Annotated in this window: 21 protein-coding genes and 1 pseudogene; 3 read left to right on the forward strand and 19 right to left on the reverse strand. The window is 59.5% G+C overall.

Features of this window, described 5'->3' with window-relative positions; genetic code table 11:
* The first annotated feature begins 88 nt into the window (after positions 1-88).
* The 3 genes from gap (at position 89) to tpiA (ending at position 3267) form a co-directional block, all read left to right on the forward strand.
* Complete coding sequence (gap, locus tag ABGT66_RS07875) at positions 89-1108, forward strand: type I glyceraldehyde-3-phosphate dehydrogenase (protein ID WP_346689967.1); 1020 nt, start codon at positions 89-91, stop codon at positions 1106-1108.
* Between the two features lie 4 nt (positions 1109-1112).
* Entirely contained in the window at positions 1113-2303 is a 1191-nt protein-coding gene (locus tag ABGT66_RS07880; RefSeq protein ID WP_346689969.1) for a phosphoglycerate kinase, read from the forward strand.
* A 178-nt stretch (positions 2304-2481) separates the two neighbouring features.
* On the forward strand, positions 2482-3267 hold the full coding sequence (gene tpiA, locus ABGT66_RS07885) for a triose-phosphate isomerase (protein ID WP_346689971.1): 786 nt from the start codon (positions 2482-2484) through the stop codon (positions 3265-3267).
* A 456-nt stretch (positions 3268-3723) separates the two neighbouring features.
* On the opposite strand, the gene ABGT66_RS07890 is transcribed toward tpiA, so the two are convergent.
* From ABGT66_RS07890 to aroF, 19 genes and pseudogenes are all read right to left on the reverse strand, one after another.
* Positions 3724-4449 (reverse strand): 2-dehydropantoate 2-reductase, encoded by a 726-nt coding sequence (locus ABGT66_RS07890; RefSeq protein WP_346689973.1) that lies wholly within the window; start codon positions 4447-4449, stop codon positions 3724-3726.
* Between the two features lie 130 nt (positions 4450-4579).
* Positions 4580-4951: an HIT family protein gene (locus ABGT66_RS07895; protein WP_346689974.1), complete on the reverse strand. Its 372-nt coding sequence runs from the start codon at positions 4949-4951 to the stop codon at positions 4580-4582.
* 2 nt (positions 4952-4953) lie between these two features.
* Entirely contained in the window at positions 4954-5316 is a 363-nt protein-coding gene (rsfS, locus tag ABGT66_RS07900; protein WP_294194476.1) for a ribosome silencing factor, read from the reverse strand.
* Positions 5317-5406: 90 nt separating this feature from the next.
* Positions 5407-6714, reverse strand: a complete 1308-nt coding sequence (locus ABGT66_RS07905; RefSeq protein ID WP_346689976.1) for an LCP family protein — start codon at positions 6712-6714, stop codon at positions 5407-5409.
* A gap of 176 nt (positions 6715-6890) precedes the next feature.
* Positions 6891-7361, reverse strand: coding sequence for a nicotinate-nucleotide adenylyltransferase (gene nadD, locus ABGT66_RS07910; RefSeq protein WP_346689978.1), 471 nt, complete (start codon positions 7359-7361; stop codon positions 6891-6893).
* Positions 7354-7542 (reverse strand): hypothetical protein, encoded by a 189-nt coding sequence (locus tag ABGT66_RS07915; RefSeq protein ID WP_346690461.1) that lies wholly within the window; start codon positions 7540-7542, stop codon positions 7354-7356. Before ABGT66_RS07915 ends, nadD begins: the two co-directional genes overlap by 8 nt.
* Positions 7476-7679, reverse strand: coding sequence for a hypothetical protein (locus tag ABGT66_RS07920; protein ID WP_346689980.1), 204 nt, complete (start codon positions 7677-7679; stop codon positions 7476-7478). Before ABGT66_RS07920 ends, ABGT66_RS07915 begins: the two co-directional genes overlap by 67 nt.
* 86 nt (positions 7680-7765) lie before the next feature.
* Positions 7766-8683 (reverse strand): Obg family GTPase CgtA, encoded by a 918-nt coding sequence (gene cgtA, locus ABGT66_RS07925; protein WP_346690462.1) that lies wholly within the window; start codon positions 8681-8683, stop codon positions 7766-7768.
* 134 nt (positions 8684-8817) lie between these two features.
* Positions 8818-9079 (reverse strand): annotated as a pseudogene (gene rpmA / locus ABGT66_RS07930) (50S ribosomal protein L27).
* 26 nt (positions 9080-9105) lie between these two features.
* Positions 9106-9417: a 50S ribosomal protein L21 gene (gene rplU / locus ABGT66_RS07935; protein WP_294194466.1), complete on the reverse strand. Its 312-nt coding sequence runs from the start codon at positions 9415-9417 to the stop codon at positions 9106-9108.
* Positions 9418-9525: 108 nt separating this feature from the next.
* Positions 9526-9969: a type II 3-dehydroquinate dehydratase gene (gene aroQ / locus ABGT66_RS07940; RefSeq protein WP_346689982.1), complete on the reverse strand. Its 444-nt coding sequence runs from the start codon at positions 9967-9969 to the stop codon at positions 9526-9528.
* Entirely contained in the window at positions 9966-10166 is a 201-nt protein-coding gene (locus ABGT66_RS07945; protein ID WP_346689983.1) for a hypothetical protein, read from the reverse strand. The genes aroQ and ABGT66_RS07945 overlap by 4 nt, the downstream gene beginning before the upstream one ends.
* Positions 10163-11194, reverse strand: a complete 1032-nt coding sequence (locus ABGT66_RS07950) for a shikimate kinase (RefSeq protein ID WP_346689985.1) — start codon at positions 11192-11194, stop codon at positions 10163-10165. The genes ABGT66_RS07945 and ABGT66_RS07950 overlap by 4 nt, the downstream gene beginning before the upstream one ends.
* Positions 11194-12345 carry a bifunctional chorismate mutase/prephenate dehydratase gene (locus ABGT66_RS07955; protein ID WP_300263772.1) on the reverse strand — a complete coding sequence of 384 codons (1152 nt, stop codon included), beginning with the start codon at positions 12343-12345 and terminating at the stop codon, positions 11194-11196. The genes ABGT66_RS07950 and ABGT66_RS07955 overlap by 1 nt, the downstream gene beginning before the upstream one ends.
* A 33-nt stretch (positions 12346-12378) precedes the next feature.
* The gene (aroC, locus tag ABGT66_RS07960) at positions 12379-13473 is read right to left on the reverse strand and encodes a chorismate synthase (protein WP_346689987.1); all 1095 of its coding nucleotides are present in this window, start codon (positions 13471-13473) and stop codon (positions 12379-12381) included.
* Complete coding sequence (locus ABGT66_RS07965; RefSeq protein ID WP_346689989.1) at positions 13474-14718, reverse strand: hypothetical protein; 1245 nt, start codon at positions 14716-14718, stop codon at positions 13474-13476.
* Positions 14715-15794 carry a 3-dehydroquinate synthase gene (gene aroB, locus ABGT66_RS07970; RefSeq protein WP_346689991.1) on the reverse strand — a complete coding sequence of 360 codons (1080 nt, stop codon included), beginning with the start codon at positions 15792-15794 and terminating at the stop codon, positions 14715-14717. Before aroB ends, ABGT66_RS07965 begins: the two co-directional genes overlap by 4 nt.
* Positions 15791-16639 (reverse strand): prephenate dehydrogenase, encoded by an 849-nt coding sequence (locus tag ABGT66_RS07975; RefSeq protein WP_346689992.1) that lies wholly within the window; start codon positions 16637-16639, stop codon positions 15791-15793. The genes aroB and ABGT66_RS07975 overlap by 4 nt, the downstream gene beginning before the upstream one ends.
* A 3-nt stretch (positions 16640-16642) precedes the next feature.
* Positions 16643-17659, reverse strand: a complete 1017-nt coding sequence (gene aroF, locus ABGT66_RS07980; protein ID WP_294194449.1) for a 3-deoxy-7-phosphoheptulonate synthase — start codon at positions 17657-17659, stop codon at positions 16643-16645.
* Positions 17660-17848 lie beyond the last annotated feature (189 nt).

Genomic DNA, 17848 nt, shown 5'->3' on the forward strand with positions numbered 1-17848 from the left:
AAATCACCGTGAGAGGGATAAGCGGAAGTTTATCCCTCTCCGGCAAATATAATGCAAAGGATATAACCTATAAGGAGGGCATTTTATCATGGCCAAGTATAAGGTTGCAATCAACGGTTTCGGACGCATCGGGCGTCTCTCCCTTCGCGCGTTCTTCACGAACGGCAAGGAAAACGAATTTGAAATAGTCGCTATCAACGACCTGACGCCGCCGTCCTCTCTCGCGTATCTTCTCAAGTACGACTCGGTCTTCCGCCGCTTCCCGGGCACCGTCGAAGTCGACGGAGACTACCTCGTCGTAAACGGACAGAGAATCAGAGCCCTCGCCGAGCCCGATCCCGCGAAGCTCCCGTGGAAGGAAATGGGCGTTGACCTCGTCATCGAGTCGACCGGACGCTACACCGACGCCAACCAGGCTTCGGCCCACATCGCCGCCGGCGCGAAGAAGGTAATCATCTCCGCCCCCGCGAAGAACCATGACGCGACGATAGTCATGGGCGTCAACGAGGAAGTCTACGACCCCGAGAAGCACAACATTATCTCCAACGCTTCCTGCACGACGAACTGCCTCGCGCCAGTCTGCAAGGTCCTCCAGAGCAAGTTCGGCATCAAAGAAGGACTTATGAACACCGTCCACGCTTACACGAACGACCAGAAGACGCTCGACTTCCCGCACAAGAACCTCTCGCGCGGAAGAGCCGCGGCGCTCTCCATCATCCCGACCAGCACCGGCGCGGCGAAGGCCATCTCCGAAGTCATGCCGGAGCTCAAGGGCAAGCTCAACGGCTTCGCGCTCCGCGTCCCGACGCCGGACGTCTCCGTCGTAGACCTCACCGTGGTGCTTGAGAAGCCCGCGACGGCCGACGACGTGAACGCCGCGATGAAGGAAGCCGCCGAGACCTACCTCAAGGGCATCCTCGAGTACGAGCCGGAAGACCTCGTTTCTATGGACTTCGTCGGCGACACGCACTCCTCGATATTCGCGCCGCGCCACACGATGGCTATGGGCGACAAGATGATAAAGCTCCTCTCGTGGTACGACAACGAGTGCGGCTACAGCAACAGAGTAATAGACCTCGCGAACTACATCCTCAAAAAAGGACTGTAACGCTATGCGCCTCAAGACCTTTTCTCCCTCGGACGTAGCGGGTAAAAAGGTTCTGGTCAGGGTGGACTTCAACGTCCCCCTGGCCGACGGCAGGGTCAGCGACGACACGCGCATAAAGGCGCATCTTCCGACGCTGACGGCTCTGCGCGACGCGGGCGCTAAAATCGCGCTCGTCTCGCACCTCGGCCGCCCGAAGGGAACGGTCAACCTCAAATACACGCTCGAGCCCGTCGGCGAAGAGCTCGCGAAGCTGACAGGATGGCCCGTGCGCTTCGTCTCCGACTGCATCGGCGAGAAGGTCGACGAAGCCGTCGCGGACTGGAAAGACGGAGAAGTGCTCCTGCTCGAAAACGTCCGCTTCCATCCGGAAGAGGAAAAGAACGACATGGAGTTCGCGAAGAAGCTCGTCAAGAACTTCGACGTATTCGTCATGGACGCCTTCAGCGCCGCGCACAGGGCGCACGCCTCGACGCGCGCTGCGGCGGAGCTCATTCCGTCCTTCTCGGGCAAGCTCATCGACCGCGAGATAACGATGCTCTCCGCGGCGCGCGACGAGCCGAAGAAGCCCTTCGTGCTCATCCTCGGAGGAGCCAAGGTCTCCGACAAAATCGCGGTCGTCGAGAACATGCTCAAGAAAGCCGACACGATACTCATCGGCGGAGGAATGGCCTTCACCTTCCTCAAAGCCCAGGGGCTCGAGATAGGCAAATCGCTCTGCGAGACGGAGAAGCTCGACTTCGCGGCCAAAATGCTCGAAGAGGCGAAGGCGCTCGGCGTGAAGATACTTCTGCCGGTTGACGCAATAGTCGCGCCCGAGTTCAAGGCCGACGCTCCCGCTAAGGCAGTCAAGGCCGATGCCATCCCGCAGGACGAGATGGGACTCGACATAGGCCCCGAGACGGCGGAGCTCTTCGCGAAAGAGATACTCGCCGCGAAGACCGTCCTCTGGAACGGCCCGATGGGCGTCTTTGAAATGCCCGCTTTCGCGAAAGGCACGGAGGCGGTAGCCAAGGCGCTCGCCGACGCGACGGCGAACGGCGCTCTGACGGTCGTAGGCGGGGGAGACTCCGCGGCGGCGATAGCGCTCTTCAAGATGGAAGACAAGGTATCGCACGTCTCGACGGGCGGGGGAGCGAGCCTCGAATTCTTCGAAGGCAAGAGCCTTCCCGGCATAGAGCCCTACGTCGTAGAGTAAGACAAACGATAAAATAAACGCCTTCATCAAAAGTGGAGGCGTTTATTTATATCTAACGTTATCAACATTATATGACAATAATATAACGTTAGAGCAAAGCGCCCAGCGGTGTGGGAAAATGGCCGTTTCGCCGCGATTTCCGCACCAGACGATATGACGATAATTGGAGGAATATAAAATGCGCAGAAAATTCATCGCCGGAAACTGGAAGATGAACCACGGCCCGGCGGCGACAAGTGAATTCTTTAGCAAATTCGGCGCCGAACTGAAGGACGCGAAAGAGGTACAGGAAGCCGTAGCCGCAGGAACCGAAGAGATAGCCTTCTTCGTTCCAGCAGTTTCCCTGCTGACGGCGGTAAACGCGGCAAAAGAACTGCCCGTAATAGTCGGCGCGGAAAATATGCACTGGGAAAAGAGCGGAGCCTTCACCGGCGAGACCTCCGGCCCAATGATTACCGAGATAGGCGCGACGCACGTCCTCATAGGCCACAGCGAGAGACGCCACATATTCCGCGAAACCGACGAAGAACTTAATAAAAAGGTACACGCCGCGATAGAATGCGGCCTCGTAGCCGTTCTCTGCGTCGGTGAAACGCTCGAAGAGCGCGAGGGCGGCAAAGCCTTCGACGTTATCAAGAGGCAGTTCGTCGAGGGGCTCAAAGGTATAGACGGAGAGACGCTCGCTCATAAAATGATAATCGCCTACGAACCGGTATGGGCTATAGGCACCGGCAAGACCGCGAGCGACGCCGATGCCGAAGAGGTCTGCGGATTCATACGCGGACTCGCGAAGGAAAACTTCTGCGAAAAGACCGCCGGCGAGCTCATCATCCTGTACGGCGGCAGCGTCAAGGCCGACAACACGAAAGGCATAATCTCGCAGGCCGACATCGACGGCGTCCTCGTAGGCGGCGCGTCGCTCAAGCCCGACAGCTTCATGCAGATCGTGAAGAACGCTTTGTAAGATATAACGTTATAATAAACGTTACACAAGCGCAATATTATATAAGTCTTAAAGGTTAAGAAGTCATATATAAAAATACGCTAAAAATCATCATAAAACCCCTCTCTTAAGTTTCGAGAGGGGTTTTATGTAACATAACATAAATTATAGGACATTATTATAAAGACGCTCCCCCTCTTCAAACGCCTGTCATTTTAGAGATTTTACGGGGATGCGCCGCTTATAAATCTATTTAGTATTCCCGCCTTATTGTAATTTTATCGTTTTTCTGGTGCGAAGCGTTTATACGCCATCTCATGGTACGGCGTCGGAATGTTCGCCGCGCGGCCCATTTCTATCATTCTGCCTATAAGGTGGTCAAGTTCGGTTTTCTGCGGAGGTTTGCCGGAGCTCAGGTCACGGTACAGAGAGTTAACCGTTTCGGGCGCAAGCTTCATAAAGTTCTCAGCGCACAAGTCAGCGGAGCCTTCGGGCAGTTTTTACGCCGTTTGCAGCAGCAACGGAAATTATTTCGTTCGCTGCGGCGCGCACAGTGTCCTTATAATCTGCGTGCTCGCGCACCTTCCACGCCGGGCCGTCGTAGTAACAGAAGACGACGCTGTTGCCGCACATTATCAGATATTTGCGCCAGCTCTCGAAAAGTATGTCCTCGCTGACGCTCGTCTTTATCCCCGCACCGTTGAGCGTTTCCGCAAGTTCGTCGAGCTTTTGCGGACGTTCGCCCTCCTTCATGCCTATGATGACATGGCACGGGCCGTAGCTCTGGACAATATGGCCCGGCTCCTCTATGTGGCTGAAGACGTGGATGACTCCGTCCGTAAGGAGGCATGGAGGAAGCAGCGGTTTCATCATGTCGGAGACTCCGACGCCGTTGAGCAGCGGGACGACGAGCGTATCCTCGCCCACCATCGGAGAGACGATGCGGCAGGCATCTTTGAGGCTGTATCCTTTGCAGGAAATTATGACGGCGTCCATCTTGCCGAAGCCGTCCGCCGATTCGGCGGCCTCTTTCGGCCTGACGGTGAAATCGCCTAGCAGCGCGGATTCTACATACAGGCCGCGGCTGCGTATGGCTTCAAGCGTTTTTCCGCGCGCTATGAAATATGTCTCTGCGTTCTTCCGCGCCAGAGCGCCGCCGACCAGACCGCCTATGCCGCCTATCCCAAATACTGCTATTTTCATCTTCGCGTCCTCCAATCATTTTGCTGCCAAGCTGTCACGGCTCTTATTATAAACCGCAGCGTGTAAATAAAAAATCCGGCGGCTGTTTCACCGTCGGATTATAACGTCTTATAACTCTGATAACGTTGTGTTATTTTTCGAGATCTGACATCTTCTCTGGAATTACACCGCGCACTCCCCCGTGTACGAACTTCGTGTCGCCTTTATAACGCGGGATGAGGTGCATGTGGACGTGCATGACGGTCTGGCCGGCGCACTCGTTGCAGTTGACGCCGAAGTTGTAGCCGTCGGGAGAATATTTCTCGTCGATGAGCTTTTTGCCCTTGTGCAGAAGGTCGTGCATCGCCAGCTCCTCTTCGGGCGTTATGTCGAAGTAGTTCTGCACGTGACGCTTCGGGATTATCAGAAGATGCCCCGGATTGACGGGCATCACGTCGAATACGGCGTAGGCGAGCTCGTTTTCGAGCACGTAGTCTTTAAGCTTGCAGAATACGCAGTCCATAATTATTCGTCCTCGTCGAAGAATCTTTCGGTCGGAGCGTCGCCCCAGAGCGAGTCGAGACGATAGAAGTCGCGTCCCTCGCGGCTCAGTATGTTCACGATGAGGTCGCCCGCGTCAAGCAGCGTCCACTTCGTGCTGGTCTCCCCTTCTATTCTGTAGGAGAAGCCCATTTCGTCGAGCGTGTCCATAGCCGTGTCCTTGAGCGTCCTGCCGTGGAGCTCGGAGCGCGCTATCGCGACGATGAAGATGTCGGCGAAGCCCGAGACTTCGCTGAGGTCGTGCGCCGTCACCTCGAGCGCGTGCTTGTCGATCAGGGCGTCTATAAGCTTTTTGTACGGTGCGCAAAAGTCTTTCTTGTCCGCCATTCCTGGCTCCATCTCCTTTTCTGTCGTTCGGTTATATTTTAATGTTCGCCGCTTATCTTTACCAGCTCGTCGAGCAGCGTCACGAGACGGTTATAAGTCGTGGCCCGCGACGAGCGATGCGTAGAATGCCTGCTGTCCCGGTCTCACGAGCCCTTCCGGTATCCGAAGCAGCTTTCCGAGCGTCTTCGCCGTATCCTTGACGCTCGACGGAGCGTCGGAGGGATAGACTATGTTGCTGTAGCGGTAGTCGAAATGCTTCGCGTTGCCGGTGTGTACGACGTCGACGCCGATTTTCTGGAGGCGCGTGGAAATTTCGCCCGCGACTCCGCTTTTGCCGGTTCCATTGAGGACCGCGACCGATTCGGGCATCGACTTCACAAGCTCCGCGAGCTGTTCTGCCGTCATTCCCGGCTTCTCCGCTTTTTCATCCTCCGCGGGCTGCTGCTCGCCGGCACCGCCCTCTCCCGCTTCCGTCTTTTCGCCGGTCAGCTCTTCAAACGGCGCGTTGAGGAAGCGCTTCGCGTCGCGCACGTCGCCCATCCAGTAGCTGAGGCCGTCGATGGTCGCAGGCGTTCCGCGCAGCGTCGAGAAGAGCATCTTGTCGCGCCCCACTTCGTTCTGTATGAATCCAGCGAGCTGAAGCGCGAAGGAGGTGGACATATCCGTCCGGAATATCTTCATAGCCTGAGCCGCAAGCTCGGGAAGGCGGATTATCACGCGCGGGTCGTAGGCCTTTTTCAGCATAGCCTTGAGGAACTGCTGCTGGCGCTGTATGCGTCCGATGTCGCCGAGCGCGTCCTTGCGGAAGCGCACGAAGTGCAGGGCAGTTTTGCCGTCGAGCGTCTGGAGGCCGGGCTGTATGTTTATGTCGAGGCCGCCGGCGCGGTCGACGTAGCGCATACGCTTCGGCACGTCTATCTCAACCCCGCCGAGCATGTCGACGAAGGCCGGGAAGCTGTCGTAGTCCACTATCATGTAGTAAAGTATCGGCTCGCCGAGGTAGTTCGTGACGGTCGCGCGCATGAGGTCCTGTCCGCCGTAGGCGAAGGCGTGGTTGAGCTTCTGCGTGCCGTGGCCCGGTATCATGACGCGCGTATCGCGCGGCAGCGAGAGCACCCTGATGTTCTTGTCGTCGATGTCGACCGTTATGAAGAGTATCGTGTCGGAACGTCTCGAACCGTCGACGTTGTCTTCGCCCATGAGCAGGATGTTGAATTTGCCCTGGCTTTCGAGGGCGTCGTATGAGGCGCTGTTTTCCGCCGACTTTTTAGCCGCGTCTATCAGCGTCTCGCCCTTTGAGTTCCATGCCGTGTAGAGGCGCACCCCCACGCCGGCCGCCGCCGCTATGAATCCGAGCAGGACGGCGAGTATAATCGTTTTCGTTGTCGAACGCCTCAAGACCTATTCCTCCGTGTTGTTTCTGTACAGAGATTTTTTTCTTATGAACTTCTCCACCGCCGGAGGCACCATGAAGCGGATGCTTCTGCCGTTTCTCGCGCGCTCCCTGAGCTCCGTGCTCGATATCGCGAGCAGCGGAATCTCCAGCGGGATTATTTTTGTTCTGAGCTCACGCGCTATCTCAGAGTCATTTTCTTCGGCGAATATCCGTAGCGGCTGACCGCTACGAAACGGCACAGCCTCATTATTTCTTCGGGATTTTTCCAAGAGACGATGTCGAGCACCGCGTCGAGCCCCGTTATGAAATAGAACTGCGCGCCCGCGTATTCCGGCATCGCGCGCAGCGCCCGCAGCGTGTCTATCGTGTAGCTGCTGCCCTGCCGGTCTATCTCGACGCGCGAAACGCTGAAATACGGGCAGTCGACTGTCGCCAGCTCCGTCATCAGGTAACGGTCCTCGGGCGAGGTGAGCTTTTTGTTCGCCTTGTGCGGCGGGTGTCCCGACGGGATGAATATGACCTCGGAGAGGCCGAAGGCCGCGTGCGCCTCGTCCGCGGCGAGAAGGTGGCCGTAATGGATCGGGTCGAAGGTCCCGCCCATTATTCCTATCTTTATACCGTCGGGGCTTTCCGCGGCGCGGTTATTCATCTTCGTCCTCTTCGCCGCCGTCCTCGAATTCCTCAAGCTCCGGCTCGGGCTCTTCGTCGTACGTCTCTTCGGGATAGTAATCCGGGTAGAAATTGAAATCCTTGTAGCCGATGCTCACGAGGTCGCCTGGCTGAGCGCCGGCGGCTTCGAGCAGTTCTTCGACCTTGTAGCGGCGAAGCAGCTTCGTGAAGCGCGCGACGTTCTCTTCCTGGCTGAAGTCGTAGCGCTCGACAGCCTTTCGAGCTTGTAGTGAAGCACGCGGTAGCCGCCGCCGTGCATGGAGATTATCTGTATCTTCATGCGCTTGCGGTTCAGCATTTTTTCAAGCGGCTTTTCTTCAAGCGCGTATAGCCTTACGCTGCTTTCCGGCCGCGGATGGTCGGCGGTGAATTTTGTAACGCGCTTTACGAGCTCGGGATTCCCTCTTCCGTGAGCGCGCTCAGCGTCATGAAGGATACGCCCTTTTTCTCGAAATAGTCCGAAAGCTGCGCCGTCAGCTCGGGCACGAACTCCTCGGGGACTTCGTCGAGCTTGTTTCCCGCGACGAAGAACGGACGCTCGTCAAGCTCGGGGTCGTACTTGCGCATCTCGCTGCGCACGACCTCAAAATCCTCGACGATGGTGTCGAAGTCGCCGCTTTCGAGGCTCAGCACGTGTATCAGAAGCCGCGTCCTGTCCACGTGGCGCAGGAATTCGAGGCCGAGCCCCTTGTTTTCGTGCGCGCCCTCGATAAGGCCGGGGATGTCCGCGATGACTATTCTTTCGTCGCCCGTGTTTATAACGCCGAGGTTCGGCGAGAGCGTCGTGAAGGGATAGTTCGCAATCTTCGGCTGCGCGTTGGAGATGGCGGCGAGTATGCTCGACTTGCCTACGTTGGGCAGTCCTACGAGGCCCACGTCCGCGATCAGGCGCAGTTCGAGGCGGAGCTTGACCTCCTCGCCCATCTCGCCCTGCTCGCAGAAGCGCGGGGCTTTTCTCGACGAGCTTGCGAAGTAGCGGTTGCCGCGCCCTCCCCTGCCGCCGCGCGCCGCGACGAAGCGGTCGTGCGGCTCGACGAGGTCTGCGCAGCCTTCGCCGGTCTCCGCGTCGTAGATGAGCGTCCCGCACGGGACGTAGATTATTTTATCCTCGCCAGCGCGCCCGTTTCTCGCCGCGCCCTTGCCGTGATCGCCGTTCTCGCCCTTGATGTGGTGCATGTACTCAAGGTCTGCGAGCGTCTGAAGGTTCGACGTCGCTTCGAATATAACGCTGCCTCCGCGTCCGCCGTTGCCGCCGTCGGGGCCGCCGTTGGGCTTGAAGCGCTCGGCAGGAAGCTCATGCAGCCGTTGCCGCCGCGTCCGGCTTTGACGGACATTATCAGAGAGTCAACGAATTTCATCTGTTCACCTCTTAAAATACCAGAAAAGGGGGCCTGCTCCAGCAAGGGCCCCCATGACAAAATCGGTCGGTAGATATATTAGAGCGTTTCCTGCTGCTCGATCGTGACGTACTTGCGGTCGGCCTTCGTCTGGAAGCGAACTTTGCCGGGCACGAGCGCAAATATCGTGAAGTCGCGTCCGAGGCCGGTGTTCTCTCCGGGATGGTACTTCGTGCCTCTCTGACGCAGGATTATCGTACCGGCGTTTACGAACGAGCCGTCGCCGCGCTTGATGCCAAGGTACTTAGGCTGACTGTCGCGGCCGTTTGGTTGAACTTCCCTGTCCTTTTTTATGCGCCATAATTCATTATCCCCTTTGCGTAGAAACTAGCCGTTGATGGACTCGATCTGGACGAGCGTGTACTGCTGGCGGTGTCCGCGGAATTTGCGGTAGTTCTTCTTTCTGCGGTACTTGAAGACGATGACCTTGTCGTTCTTTCCGCTTTCGACGATCTTCGCGCTGACGGAAGCGCCCTCGACGTAGGGAGCGCCGATGACTGCGCCTTCGTCTTTGCCGAGAAGGATGACCTTGTCGAAGGTTACGACCGCGCCGTCCTCGGCGTGGATCTTCTCGACCTTGAACTTGTCGCCCTCGGAAACTCTGTACTGCTTTCCGCCCTGTTCAATAACTGCGTACATTCTTTCGTTTACCTCCTCCGCTGTGTGTCAGGCAGCCCTTTGGACTTTTCAAGCCCGCACCAAGCGTATTCTAAAACTAGAAGATTATAGGCATAAAGCCGCCGTCTGTCAACTTCTGCGCGCGCCGTACTTCTCCGCGAGATATTTTATCGCCTCTCGGTAGCCTTCGAAGCCCATGCCGCTGAATTTTTTTTCGCAGGCCATGCCCGCGTAGGAGACCCGGCGGAACTGCTCGCGCGCGTCGACGTCGGAGATGTGCACCTCGACGGCTGGCAGCGCGACGGCCTTGAGCGCATCGAGAATCGCAACGCTCGTGTGCGTGTAGGCCGCGGGGTTTATCACTATGCCGTCCTTCGCGCCGTAGGCTTCCTGTATTTTATCTACGATGGCGCCCTCGTGGTTCGACTGGAAAAGCTCGACTTCCGCGCCGCACTCGCACGCGCTCTCGAGGATGAAGCTTTCCAAATCCGCGAAGGTTTTGCGCCCGTAGATGTCGGGCTCCCTGATGCCGAGCATGTTGATGTTCGGTCCGTTTATTACGAGTATCTTCATAGTCCGAGCCTCCTTATTATTTCGTCCGCCGTCTCTCGCGCGCTCGCGTTGTTGTAGACCGTGAGCTCCGCGAGCTCTTCGTAGAGCGGCGCGCGGCGGCGGTAAAGCTCGTCCGGCGGCGTCGCCTGCGACAGAGGCCGCCCCGCCGAGGGAAGCTTGTCGAGGTCGCGGCGGATGTAGACGACGGTCGAATTCATGCGCATCGCCTCGCGGTTGTCCTCGCGCAGCACGGAGCCGCCGCGGTGGCTATGACGAGCGACGATTTCTTCGCCTCGCGCGCTATCACGGAATGCTCTAGCCCGCGGAAGGCCGCCTCGCCGTCCGATGCGAATATGTCGGGAATCGAGCGGCCGCCCTCGCGCACTATCATTTCGTCGGTGTCGGCGAATTCTCTGCCGAGGCTGCGCGCGAGCAGCTTCCCCACCGTCGTTTTGCCGCAGCCGGGCATTCCTATAAGAATGATGTTTTTCGTGCGCTTTTCTATAACGGAAGTGATTTCGTCGATTCGCGCGTCGGGGATGTCTCTCCCGAGGAATAGCTCCGCCGCCGCCTTCGCCTGCGCGACGAGCATCGGCAGGCCGTTCGCGCACGGGATGCCGCGCGCTTCGGCGTCGAGCAGAAGCTTCGTCCGCGACGGGTTATATATGATGTCGGCGACGGCTTCGCAGTCCGGGAAGATTTCGAGCGAGAGCGGCGCGGCTTCGACCTTCGGGTACATCCCGACGGGCGTCGTGTTGACTATGAGCCGCGCGTCCGAGTGGCGCTCTAGGTTGCCGTAGTTGTCTTCTCCGCCGCGCGATATGACCGTCACGCTTTTTGCGCCGAGGTCGTGCAGCGCGGTCTGAACCGTAAGCGAGGCCCCGCCGCTGCCGAGGACGAGCGCTTTCTTGCCTTTCACGTCGATGCCCGCTTTTCGCAGCATGCAGACGAAGCCGAAGTAGTCAGTATTGTATCCGCGCAGCAGGCCGCCGTCGTTGACTATCGTGTTGACGCTGCCGATGCGCCGCGCTTCTGGCGAGAGCCACGCGCAGTAGGGAATCACGTCCTTTTTATATGGGACTGTGACGTTTATGCCGCGGAAGGCTCCGCGTTTGAGGAAGCGTCCGAGGTCGCCGCGCTCGAGCTCTATGAGGCTGTAGTCGTAGCCGCCGAGCTCGCCGTGAATGTACGGGGAAAAGCTGTGTCCGAGCTTTTCCCCGATAAGGCCGTATCCGGCTTCAGCCATCAGCAGATTGCCTCGTTGTAGGTGCCGAGGTAGCGCAGATGCTCGCTCTCGCACTCGAGGTCGCGGAACAGCTTCTCCATCTCGGGCGCGTAGACGGAGCACTCGAGATCGAAGTAGAACATGAATTCGAATTCGCGGTCAGGCAGCGGGCGGCTTTCGAGCTTGCGGAGGTTGATGCCGAGCGCGTAGAACTTCGAGAGGACGTTGTAGAGCGAGCCGGGCTTGTGCGGCAGCGTCATCATGAGCGAGGTGCGGTCCGCGCCGGGATAGACCTCGAGGTTCTTCGAGATGCAGATGAAGCGCGTGTAGTTGTTGTCCTGATCCTGCACGTTGGCCTTGAGCACGTTGAGGCCGTATTCCTCGGCGCAGAAGCGCGAGGAGAGCGCAGCGAGGTCGTTCCGCTCCGACTGCGCGACGGTGCGCGCCGCGACTGCGGTGTTCTCGACGACGGTCGCCTTGACGTTTTTGAGGCCGGCGAGGAAGTTCGCGCACTGGCTCAGAGCCTGGCCGTGCGATAGCACTTCGCGGACGTCCTCAAGCTTCACGCCGTGCTTAGCGAGCAGGTTGTGCGTCACCTTTAGCCGCACGGCGCGCACAATGTAGAAGTTGTGGCGCGTCATGAGGTCGTATATAGCGTTGACGGAGCCCGCCGTGCTGTTCTCTATGGGCAGTATTCCATACTGGCACATGCCGCTTTCTACGGCTTTGAAGACGTGCTCAAAGGTGTTGAAGTAAAGAATCGTCGGCGCTTTGAAGAGGCTGTCGCAGGCTATCTGCGAGTTTGCGCCCTCGATGCCCTGGCAGGCTACCGTCGGGCGCTGCGGGAAGAGCTTCGGCGTCGAGTCGAGCGTCGCGCGGATGCTGTCGTAAGTCCCAGACGTCACGCCGTTGCAGAAGTTCTGGTATGAGCGCGTCGTCGCCATGACCGTGCGGTAGACCGACTGGGCGTAGTCGGCGAGGTCGTCTCCGGCGAGCTGGCCTATCCTGGCGAGCACCGCGCGCTCGCGTCCGGCGTCGAGCACGGGAAGCTCCTTTTCCTTTTTGTAGGCCGCGATGTCCTTCGTCACGTCCATGCGCTCGCGGTAGAGCTTGACTATCTTTTCGTCGATTCCGTCGATTTTTTCGCGAAGTTCCTCAAGTTTCTTTGACATTTTATTTTTCCTCCTTGGAAATTTTCCGAGCTTTTATATTTTATCCGTATTGCGTTCAAGCAACGCGTCGAGCGTCACCATCGCCGCCGCGGCTTCGACCACCGGAACGGCCCTCTGCACCACGCACGGATCGTGGCGTCCTGTTATCTGCAGCTCCTCTTCCTTCATCGCCGAGAGCGAGACGGTGCGCTGCGGCTTCAGTATCGAGGGCGTGGGCTTGAAGGCGGCGCGGAAGATTACCGGCATTCCGTCGCTTATGCCGCCGAGTATGCCGCCCGCGTTGTTCGTGCGCGTCGCTATTTCGCCGCCGTCGAGCGTTATTTCGTCGTTGTGCTCCGAGCCGCGCATGAGCGCCGCGCCGAAGCCCGAGCCGAACTCCACGCCCTTGACCGCAGGGATTGCGAATATCGCCGCGGAAAGCCTGCTCTCAAGCCCGCCGAACATCGGCGAGCCGACGCCCGCGGGCAATCCGGTCACGATGCACTCGACGACGCCGCCGACGGAATCGCCATCGGCCTTCGCCGCGAGTATTGCCCCGCGCATCCTCTCCCCCGCCGCCTCGTCGAGCACCGGGAACGGCGCGGATTTGACGCGGTCGAGCGTTTCCTTCGTCTCGCCGAGCGCGTTGAAGCGCCGGTCGTTTATCCCCGCTATCGAAAGTATATGCGCGCCTATCTCTATTCCGCGCCGCGCGAGAAGCTGCGCGCAAATTCCGCCCGCTATGCAGAGCGGCGCGGTCAGGCGGCCCGAGAAGTGTCCGCCGCCCCGTCCGTCCTGAAAGCCGCGGTATTTTATTTCGGCGGTGAGGTCTGCGTGGCCGGGGCGAGGCAGGTCGCGCAGCTTGTCGTAGTCCTTCGAGCGCGTGTCGCCGTTTTTGATTATCGCGGTCAGCGGAGCGCCGCAGGTGCGCCCGTTGTGCAGGCCGCAGATTATATGCGGCTCGTCGGCCTCGCGGCGCGCCGTCGATTCCGCGGAGCGCCCCGGCGCGCGGCGCAGCATGAAGGAGCGCAGCGCCTCTTCGTCTACCGCTTCGCCCGCCGGCAGGCCGTCTATCGTCACGCCTATGCACTCGGCGTGCGACTGCCCGAATATGGAGATGTGAATTTCTTTTCCGAAGTACGAGCCCATCTATTCGTCCTCTAATTCTTCGACATATCCGCCGAGGCGTTTGTATTCCGTCCAGAAGCTCGGATACGACTTTTTGACGCACTCCGCGCCGTCGAGCACGATGCGCTTGCTGCAGCGCGTCGCCGCCACAGCCGCCATCATCGCGATGCGGTGGTCGCCGCAGCAGGATATCTCGACGCCGCCGTTCAGGCTGTCGAGGCCGCATATCGTTATGCCGTCGCGCTCCTCGACCGCGCAGCCGCCGAGCGCGTTGATGACGGACGTGACCGTGGAAAGCCTGTCGCTCTCCTTCATGCGCAGCCGCGCCGCGTTGCGGAAACTCGTCACCATGCCCTCTCCGCGCACCGCCGCAGCAGCAGCCGCGGGCGGCAGAAGGTCCGGACAGTCCGATATGTCGATTTCAACGTTCTTCAATTCTTTATCGGCGAGGGTCTCCGCGATGGCTAATCCGTGCGCGCGGTCGCCCTGCATAGAAGCGTCGTCCATGCCCCTGATCCTTATGCCGCTGCCGAGCACGTTCGCCATCATCCAGAAGGCCGCCTGCGACCAGTCCGCCTCGACAGAGGCGCTGAACGGCGCGTAGCTCTGTCCGCCGCGTATCGCGTAGCTTCCGTTTCCGCCCTCTATCTCGACTCCGGCCTTCATCTGCGCGCCCCTCGTCATATCGACGTAGGGCAGCGATTCGAGCCTCGTCGAAGCTGCGAGCGCCGAGTCGCCGGAGAGCAGCGGCAGAGCGAAGAGCAGTCCGCTGAAGAACTGGCTCGACACGTCGCCGCGCATCAGATATTCGCCCGGCGTAAGCTTGCCGGAAACCTCGAGAGTTTCCTTCGCGTAGGAAAAATTTATCCCCTTCTCCATGAAGAGGTCGAGATACGGCCCCTGAGGCCGCTTCATAAGGCGTCCCATGCCGGTGAAGCGCCCGTGTCCGTAGAGCGCCAGCGCTATCGGGATGAAGAAGCGCAGCGTGGAGCCGCTTTCGCCGCACTCGAAAAGCTGCGTCCCGTCGGCTCCGCGTCCCGCCGTCCCCGTCACCTCGATGATTTTGCTGTCTATGCGCCGCCAGCTCGCGCCGATGCATTTGAGGCTTTTTAGCGTCGCCTTGACGTCGTCGGAGAAATGAAGGTTAGAGATTACGGAGCTTCCGTCGGCGAGCGCCGCGCATATCAGCGTCCTGTGCGCCATGCTCTTGCTGGGCGGAGGCGTCACGCTGCCGAACAGCGGACGCGGCTTAATAAGAATCTTCATCTTACGTCCTCCGCCAGCGCGAGCAGCCGCTCGCGTTCAATCGGGTAAATCTCAGCCTCGCCGAGCGCCTTCAGCAGAATCAGCCGTACCGACGAGCCCGAGCCTTTCTTGTCGAGCGACACGGCCTCGCGCATAATCTCGGACGGACATTCGATTTTTTCGGGCAGTTTATATTGTTCGAGTATCTCTCTAATCTGCGTTTCTGTCTCGCGCGGCGTGGCTCCGAGCGCCCTTCCGATCCGCGCGGCGGAGACCATGCCAGCGGCGACGGCCTGTCCGTGCGTCCATGTTTTGTAGCCGCCGGCAAGCTCGTAGGCGTGGCCGAGCGTGTGTCCGAAATTCAGTATCATGCGCGCGCCGGTGTCGCGCTCATCCTCCATTACGAGCGCGCGCTTGATGTCGCAGCAGGTGTAGATTACGTCCTCGATTTCAGACATGACGCCATCTCTGCCGCCGAGCGCCGCGAGCCTGCGGAAGAGCGCCGCGTCGCGGATGCAGCCGTACTTTATGACCTCCGCCATGCCGTCGGAGAAGGTCCCGTCGCTCAGCGTTTCGAGGCAGTCCGGGTCGATGAGCACGCCCTTCGGCTGCCAGAAGGCCCCGGCGAGGTTCTTCCCCGCTTTCAAATCTATGCCGACCTTGCCGCCGACGGAAGAATCGACCTGCGCAAGCAGCGTCGTCGGAACCTGTATGAAATTCACGCCGCGCAGGACCGTCGCCGCGGCGAAGCCCGCGAGGTCTCCGACCACGCCGCCGCCGAGCGCGACTACCGCGTCGCTGCGCGTGAAGCCGAAGGCCGCCATCGTCTCCCATATTTCGACAAGCTTCTCCGGCGACTTCGACTCCTCGCCCGCCGGCACGACGTGCAGGCGGACCTTATAGCCCGCGGCTTCGAGCGAAGAAACCGCGCGCCCGCCGTAAATCCCGCCGACGGTCTCGTCGGTGACGGCGAAGACGCGCTCCGCCTTCGGCATCAGCTCGCGGCACTTTGCGGGAAGCGAGCCGAGAGCGCCGCGCCTTATCTCGATGTCGTACTCCCTTCCGGGAAGAGCGACTCTCAGCGTTCTGCCGTTCATCTCCCAGCCCTCCTTTCGCATTCGACGCCCTCGGCGAGGAGCGCGGCAAGGCGCGGCTCGTCCGAGGCTTCGAGCGCTTCGCGGTATTCCGCAAGATGTTTTATCATCAGGTTGATTTCATTTATAAGGTAATCTTTGTTGTCGATGAAAAGCTCCGTCCACATAGACGGGTTGAGCTTCGCGACGCGCGTGAGGTCAGCGTAGCTTCCCGCAGAGTAGCCGGCGTGCTCCTGCGCGCGCGGGCTCTTGACGTATGCGTTCGAGACCACGTGGCACATCTGCGAGGTGAAGGCTATCATCTCGTCGTGATGCTCCGCCGTCGTTATCGTAAATCTGCCGAAGCCCGCGGGCGCGAGCAGCTCCTGCGCCCTTTCAACGAGGGCCGCGCCGCCCTCCGCGGGCGGAACTATTATCATCGAAGCGCCTTTGAACATATCCGCGCGGCTGTTGGAGAAGCCGGAAAACTGTATCCCCGCCATCGGATGACCGCCGAGGAAGCCGAAGCCGTGCTCCTTCGCGAGGGCGAAGCCCGCTTCGCATACGGAGCGCTTCACGCCGCAGCAGTCAATGACGAGGCCGCAGCCGCGGAGATGCGGGGCAGTTTTTGTCAAATACTCGACGGCGGCCGCGGGATATAACGCTACGAGAATTAAATCGCATTCCTTCGCGTTCTCGTTCGTCAGCTCCCCCGCAATGGCTCCGGCCTCAGCCGCTTCGCGCATGACGGCGGCCTCCGCGTCGTAGCCGAGTACGCGCGCGCCGCCAGCGGCGTAGGCGCGAGCGAATGAGCCGCCTATCAGGCCGAGGCCCGCTATTCCTACCGTGAGCCGGACTTTGTCCGCCATAGCTTAATCTTCCGCGAGAGCCGCGGCGCGGACGCGGCGCACGGCCTTCACCACGTCGTCGAACTGCTCCGGACGCAGCGACTGCGCGCCGTCGCAGAGCGCGTGCTGCGGGTCGTTGTGGACCTCGATGATGAGGCCGTCCGCGCCGCAGGCCGCCGCCGCCATCGACATGCTCTTAACGTAGCGCGCGACGCCGGTCGCGTGGCTCGGGTCGACTATCACGGGCAGGTGCGAAAGCTCGTGCAGCACGCATACCGCGCTGAGGTCGAGCGTGTTGCGCGTCGCGGTCTCGAAGGTGCGTATGCCGCGCTCGCAGAGGATTATGTTCTCGTTGCCGTTCGACATGATGTACTCCGCGCTCATGAGCAGCTCTTTAATCGTGTTCGCGAGGCCGCGCTTGATGAGTATCGGCTTGCGCGTCTTGCCGAGCTCCTTCAGCAGCTCGAAGTTCTGCATGTTGCGCGCGCCGACCTGAATCACGTCCACGTCCTCGAAGAGCGGCAGATGGTTCGCGTTCATGATTTCCGTGACTATCGGCAGCCCCGTCTCTTTTTTGGCCTCGAGCAGAAGGTTGATGCCGTCGGCCTTGAGCCCCTGGAAGTCGTAGGGCGACGTGCGCGGCTTGAACGCGCCGCCGCGCAGCATCGTCGCGCCGGAGGCCTTGACGCTCTTCGCGACGGAGATAATCTGCTCCTCGCTCTCGACCGAGCACGGCCCCGCTATTATCGCGAAGCTGCCGTGGCCTATGGGAATCTGATCTTCTCCGACCTTCACGACGGAGTCGAGCGGATGGAACTTCCTGTTGGCGTTCTTGAAGGGTTCGGAGACGTGCTTCACGCTCTCGACGATGTCGAGGCCGGAGAGCAGCTCGTCGTCGAGCTTGCTGATGTCGCCGATTACGCCGATTATCGTCGTGTAGTCCCCCTTCGAAAGGTGCGTGCGCAGCCCCTGCGCCTCTATCCACTTCACAAGGTCGTGTATGCGTTCTTCCTTAGCATCCGGTTTTACTATAATTATCATCTCTGTGTCCCTCCTGAAAATTTTCCGCGCCTTACGCGGCCAATAAAAAAAGCCTGCGGTGAAGTTGTACATTCACCGCAGGCTTTGATTTCTCTTGATTCCGTTTGTTTTGAGAAAAGCGTTTCGCAGCAAAAGACACCTTCACTTATTTAGCTTTGGTTGCTAAAAAAGTAAAAGTATCCAAAAAAG

This window comes from uncultured Cloacibacillus sp., from assembly GCF_963926575.1.
Classification (GTDB): Bacteria; Synergistota; Synergistia; order Synergistales; family Synergistaceae; genus Caccocola; species Caccocola faecigallinarum.

Coding starts and splice junctions, on each gene's coding strand:
- gap (WP_346689967.1), top strand. CDS start 89: ATGGCCAAGTATAAGGTTGCAATCAACGGTTTCGGACGCATCGGGCGT.
- ABGT66_RS07880 (WP_346689969.1), top strand. CDS start 1,113: ATGCGCCTCAAGACCTTTTCTCCCTCGGACGTAGCGGGTAAAAAGGTT.
- tpiA (WP_346689971.1), top strand. CDS start 2,482: ATGCGCAGAAAATTCATCGCCGGAAACTGGAAGATGAACCACGGCCCG.
- ABGT66_RS07890 (WP_346689973.1), bottom strand. CDS start 4,449: ATGAAAATAGCAGTATTTGGGATAGGCGGCATAGGCGGTCTGGTCGGC.
- ABGT66_RS07895 (WP_346689974.1), bottom strand. CDS start 4,951: ATGGACTGCGTATTCTGCAAGCTTAAAGACTACGTGCTCGAAAACGAG.
- rsfS (WP_294194476.1), bottom strand. CDS start 5,316: ATGGCGGACAAGAAAGACTTTTGCGCACCGTACAAAAAGCTTATAGAC.
- nadD (WP_346689978.1), bottom strand. CDS start 7,361: ATGAATAACCGCGCCGCGGAAAGCCCCGACGGTATAAAGATAGGAATA.
- ABGT66_RS07920 (WP_346689980.1), bottom strand. CDS start 7,679: ATGCTGAACCGCAAGCGCATGAAGATACAGATAATCTCCATGCACGGC.
- rplU (WP_294194466.1), bottom strand. CDS start 9,417: ATGTACGCAGTTATTGAACAGGGCGGAAAGCAGTACAGAGTTTCCGAG.
- aroQ (WP_346689982.1), bottom strand. CDS start 9,969: ATGAAGATACTCGTAATAAACGGACCGAACATCAACATGCTCGGCATC.
- ABGT66_RS07945 (WP_346689983.1), bottom strand. CDS start 10,166: ATGAATTCGACCGTCGTCTACATCCGCCGCGACCTCGACAAGCTTCCC.
- ABGT66_RS07950 (WP_346689985.1), bottom strand. CDS start 11,194: ATGGCTGAAGCCGGATACGGCCTTATCGGGGAAAAGCTCGGACACAGC.
- ABGT66_RS07955 (WP_300263772.1), bottom strand. CDS start 12,345: ATGTCAAAGAAACTTGAGGAACTTCGCGAAAAAATCGACGGAATCGAC.
- aroC (WP_346689987.1), bottom strand. CDS start 13,473: ATGGGCTCGTACTTCGGAAAAGAAATTCACATCTCCATATTCGGGCAG.
- ABGT66_RS07965 (WP_346689989.1), bottom strand. CDS start 14,718: ATGAAGATTCTTATTAAGCCGCGTCCGCTGTTCGGCAGCGTGACGCCT.
- aroB (WP_346689991.1), bottom strand. CDS start 15,794: ATGAACGGCAGAACGCTGAGAGTCGCTCTTCCCGGAAGGGAGTACGAC.
- ABGT66_RS07975 (WP_346689992.1), bottom strand. CDS start 16,639: ATGGCGGACAAAGTCCGGCTCACGGTAGGAATAGCGGGCCTCGGCCTG.
- aroF (WP_294194449.1), bottom strand. CDS start 17,659: ATGATAATTATAGTAAAACCGGATGCTAAGGAAGAACGCATACACGAC.